At 41.9% G+C, this 3,986-nt stretch carries 6 protein-coding genes; 5 read left to right on the top strand and 1 reads right to left on the bottom strand.

What is annotated here, in order from left to right; all coding sequences use genetic code 11:
- Nucleotides 1–451: 451 nt before the first annotated feature.
- Together WA381_RS20815 and WA381_RS20810 are read left to right on the top strand one after the other, a co-directional pair.
- Nucleotides 452–871, top strand: a complete 420-nt coding sequence (locus WA381_RS20815; RefSeq protein ID WP_156085910.1) for a hypothetical protein — start codon at nt 452–454, stop codon at nt 869–871.
- Between the two features lie 128 nt (nt 872–999).
- A complete protein-coding gene (locus WA381_RS20810; protein WP_156085909.1) occupies nt 1,000–1,332 on the top strand; it encodes a hypothetical protein in 333 nt (110 codons plus the stop codon).
- Nucleotides 1,333–1,641: 309 nt separating this feature from the next.
- On the opposite strand, the gene WA381_RS20805 is transcribed toward WA381_RS20810, so the two are convergent.
- Nucleotides 1,642–1,782 carry a hypothetical protein gene (locus WA381_RS20805; RefSeq protein ID WP_156085908.1) on the bottom strand — a complete coding sequence of 47 codons (141 nt, stop codon included), beginning with the start codon at nt 1,780–1,782 and terminating at the stop codon, nt 1,642–1,644.
- Between the two features lie 183 nt (nt 1,783–1,965).
- Between WA381_RS20805 and WA381_RS20800 the strand changes: the two genes are divergently transcribed.
- From WA381_RS20800 to WA381_RS20790, 3 genes are all read left to right on the top strand, one after another.
- Nucleotides 1,966–2,277 carry a hypothetical protein gene (locus WA381_RS20800; protein ID WP_156085907.1) on the top strand — a complete coding sequence of 104 codons (312 nt, stop codon included), beginning with the start codon at nt 1,966–1,968 and terminating at the stop codon, nt 2,275–2,277.
- 136 nt (nt 2,278–2,413) lie between these two features.
- Complete coding sequence (locus WA381_RS20795; protein ID WP_156085906.1) at nt 2,414–2,776, top strand: hypothetical protein; 363 nt, start codon at nt 2,414–2,416, stop codon at nt 2,774–2,776.
- Nucleotides 2,777–3,310: 534 nt separating this feature from the next.
- Entirely contained in the window at nt 3,311–3,886 is a 576-nt protein-coding gene (locus WA381_RS20790) for a hypothetical protein (protein ID WP_156085905.1), read from the top strand.
- The last annotated feature ends 100 nt before the right edge of the window (nt 3,887–3,986 follow it).

Genomic DNA, 3,986 nt, shown 5'->3' with positions numbered 1-3,986 from the left:
TGGGACGCTAACACGTGGGCTGACTCGCTTCGCTCGGATTTTAGCCCACGTGCTAGCGCCCCAAAGCTTAGCGTTATGTGCCGCTAGACTATGCCAGATTTAAAAATTAAAACTGAATTCGCAGCAAGAGAGAAAAAGTTCTTATGGGGTTTGCTTATTTTCGCGCTACCCTTTGCCGTTGTAGTCGTTATTAATTCTTTTTCGTCCATATACATAAATCCCGGTTTTCCTTTCGTCATCATGGTGCTAGGTTTTATGTTTGCTACTTTTACATGGTATCGATGCCCTAAATGCAACTCGATACCACGTGCTTTAGGAAATCCTGGGGTGCAGCTGTTTGCTAAAAAGTGCGGAGAGTGTGGAGCTCAACTAAGGTGAAAGCACATAACAACCCAATAAACTCACTCACTGCGTTCGCTGGGACGCATACACGTGGGGCGGCTGCGCCATTATGCCCCACATGTCTGCGCCCGTTATTGGAAAGTTATGTTGCAAGGACGATATGGACATAGGTTTGCGTAGTGAATTCGCCTTTTCGATTGGTGAAAAACATTCCTCTACACTTCAAAATGTAGATATCTGGCTAGACTCAGTTTTACTGACTTATTTCGACAACACTGTCTATCTGCCTAGCTTCACCAATTCTCTGAAAAATGAATTAGCCTATATTGAGAGTGGCTGTATGGATAACGACTATCTATTTCTTAACCACGGTCCAACTACCGATGATATGGTGGCTAGAGCTACTTTAAGTGGGAATAAAATCCATTTGAGCTGTGTTTTGAATAGTGGCAAAAAGGTTGAGAAAGAATTGTCGCTTGGTTTAGTTATCTCCACTTACAAGAAGTGTATGGGCGCATTAGCAACATAACAATCGCATTAACACTCGCTGCGCTCGCTAGGGACAAAAACACGTAGGCTCCCTGCGCTTCGCTTGGTATTGTAGCCTACGTATTTTTGCCCGTTATGCGGGTGTTAGATTTCAATTAAGGCCAAGGAATGAATCAAAAAAGCGTTCAAGTTATTAAATCTGCTTTTGGCTTTATTATTAGCTTGATTTTCCTTGGTTTAATGGGCTTAGTAATAGGCGGTAAAGAGGCTGCCATTGGAATATGCATTGCTATATTATCAATAGCTGCATGTTGGATTTTTTGGCTTTCGTTCTACTTTATTGGGAAAAAGTTATCCTGCAAGCTAGGTTGCTTCGAAACGTTTAGAATTACGTATTTTATTTTATTGAGTATTTTTATATTGGTCGTGTTGGGATGGAGCTCGTCTGACCGAGGAATTTGCCCATCAGGAGCATACGGAGATTATGTTTGTGATCGGTAGCCGGGAATCTAACAACTCAATCAACTCACTCACTTCGTTCGCTGGGACGCATACACGTAGGGCGGCTTCGCCATTATGCCCCACATGTCTGCGCCCGTTATTGAAAAGTTAGAGGTCAAGAGTGTTTAGTCGGACCAAACAAATTTACCAATATCTCACCAAAGAAAGCCGGAACGGGAGCTTAGTATTTACTCATTCTGCTGTTGGTTGGTTTGAGCTCTATTGCGTTATTGTGTTTATCCCAAGTTTATTCATATCCCCGCTAAGCATAATCACAATGACCCTGTGTCTCTTTTCCGTTAGACAACTTCAAAACTGCAACAAAAAAATTGCGCTTTCATTGCTAATAGTCGCCACGGTTCCCTTTGCACCTGCCGCTTGGCTTTTCAATACATCGACAAATGATCTTCCTGATTGGCCGTTTGTGACTTTTTTAGTGTTTTCTGCCACACTTTTAGCCTTCGGTTTGTATGCGGCTAAGAAACAGTTCAGTGGTAGCGTCAAAGATGACCTCTAACAATCCAATAAACTCACTCGCTACGCTCGCTGGGACACAAACACGCAGGGCCGCTGCGCTATTTTGCCTACGCGTTTGCGCCCGTTATTGGGGCGTTAGGCCTATAGAGGTAAAACATGATTTCAGAGGCAGATTGGAAACACTTCAAACAAGTTAAGGCAGATGCATTAGATAAATGCTGCCAGCAAGTTTTAGACGATGTGCGTAAAGGAATCGAAGATCCCGAACTTTCAAATCATGCAAAATATCTTTATTTGTATAAATTGATGGAGAACAGCGACAAACGTATCGCCAACATATTCGATTACAATGCAAGGTCTAAAGCTATGCTGCAACTTGTATTAATGAAATCAGACGGCCTTCTAGAAGCTAAACAAATCAGTGGCTTCTCAGATGAGTTACAAAGTTTTATTAATAGCCGTGACTAACTTATCAGCGCGGCCTAACAACTCAATAAACTCACTCACTGCGTTCGCTGGGACGCATACACGCGGGGCGGCTGCGCCATTATGCCCCACATGTCTGCGCCCGTTATTGGAAAGTTAGGTGCTAAAAGGAAAAATTATGAAATCATGGAATGAATTAACTAATCTACAACGCGCAGTTATCGGTATCGCAATGGTTGTTGCGGCGGCAGTTTTGTCAGAGATAGCCTTCTTAGTTCAATTAGGTGGTATGGAAGTCGCATTTGCTCTCGTTTTTGCTAGCCTAGCTCCCATCATTTCTTGGTTCTCAACAAAATACCAAGCAATTAAAGAATGTTTACAAACCTCAATAGTGGCTTTGAGACATAGTGCATCTGCTAAACCTTCCGTTTTCTTCGTACAAGCTTCTTTTTGTGCAGCCGCACTTCTATTTACAAGTTCGGGCTTATTGGCTTTTTACTTTTTTATGCCTAGTATGCTGCTAAATGGGGTCTTGGCGTGAGCGCACCTAACAAGCCAATAAACGCACTCACTACGTTCGCTGGGACGCATACACGCGGGGCGGCTGCGGCATTATGCCCCACATGTCTGCGCCCGTTATTGGAAAGTTAGGCGTCATTTACTTACAGCATTAAAAAGTAGGATCAGCCGTGACATTCCAGCATCAAGGTTGTTTCGTTAGGTTGTCTTCACAGCTAGCTTTCTCAGTTATTTTAATGACTTTAGCAACGCGCTTTTAATTAACATCACATCGCTAATATTCTGCATCACCAGTCTTCTAAACCCGCTCTTTTATCCAGCAATGTCGTGAACATCTGGCATTTCGCACAGGGTTGTTTTATCTTAAATTCAATAATTTAAACACGCGGCCTATTTGGCTAGTGGTGGCAGCAAAGCTGCGTACTTTCAGTTGTACGCCTAACAAAACGCTGTTGGCACTCCCTTCGGTCGCTGGGACGCTAACACGGGGCCGCTTCGCAATTATGGCCCCATGTTAGCGCCCCAAAGCTTAGCGTTATATTCCAAAGGAACTGGTATGAATAATTTTGAATTCTCTAAAAAAAGAAAAGAAGAATACACGTCAATTTTCTTACTATGGTCAAAAGAAATAAGTTTTACTAAAAATTTAAAATTCCTTTTAATCGAATTGTTTTTTTCTCTACAGATCACCGAACTACTTGTTGATACAAGCTCATTAGAGTTAAAAAGGAATGGGCCAACAAAACTATCTGAGGCAGGAAAATCTGAATCTGGAATGGTTGCCGGTTTAAGCATGTTCATTCCAGCGACACTAATGACTAAGTTTTTCGAGCGCCAAATAGCTGAAATGATCTATTTCAAATATTATAGATATTACAAACTGATCAAAGAAGCTAATAAAGAGCTTAGCTCATCTGCATATAATGCTTTGAATGATGAAAGTAACTCTACCTTTTTCACTCTGAATAAAAATATGGCTCATCAGTTAGTACCTTACAGGGGGAAGATGAAATTTCTTTGGACCATTTTGGAGACTATAGCCACAGTGGTAACGTGGGTATCAACAAACTCTTTGGAAATAACACTCTTGGTTACAGGATTTTGCGAATTTTTGCGCAGATTTCGAATATAACAATCACATTAAGCCGCTCGCAGGCTTATGTGGACTCCCCCATGTCAACAACCAAAACTTAATATCACAAAAAGAAAAATGCGTGCTTATGTTCGAGCTC

This window comes from Alteromonas sp. CH_MED4-4, from assembly GCF_037029575.1.
In the GTDB taxonomy this organism is placed as follows: Bacteria; Pseudomonadota; Gammaproteobacteria; order Enterobacterales; family Alteromonadaceae; genus Alteromonas; species Alteromonas macleodii.
Note: the sequence above shows the minus strand (reverse complement) of the source record. Positions and strands in the feature narration are given on the sequence as shown.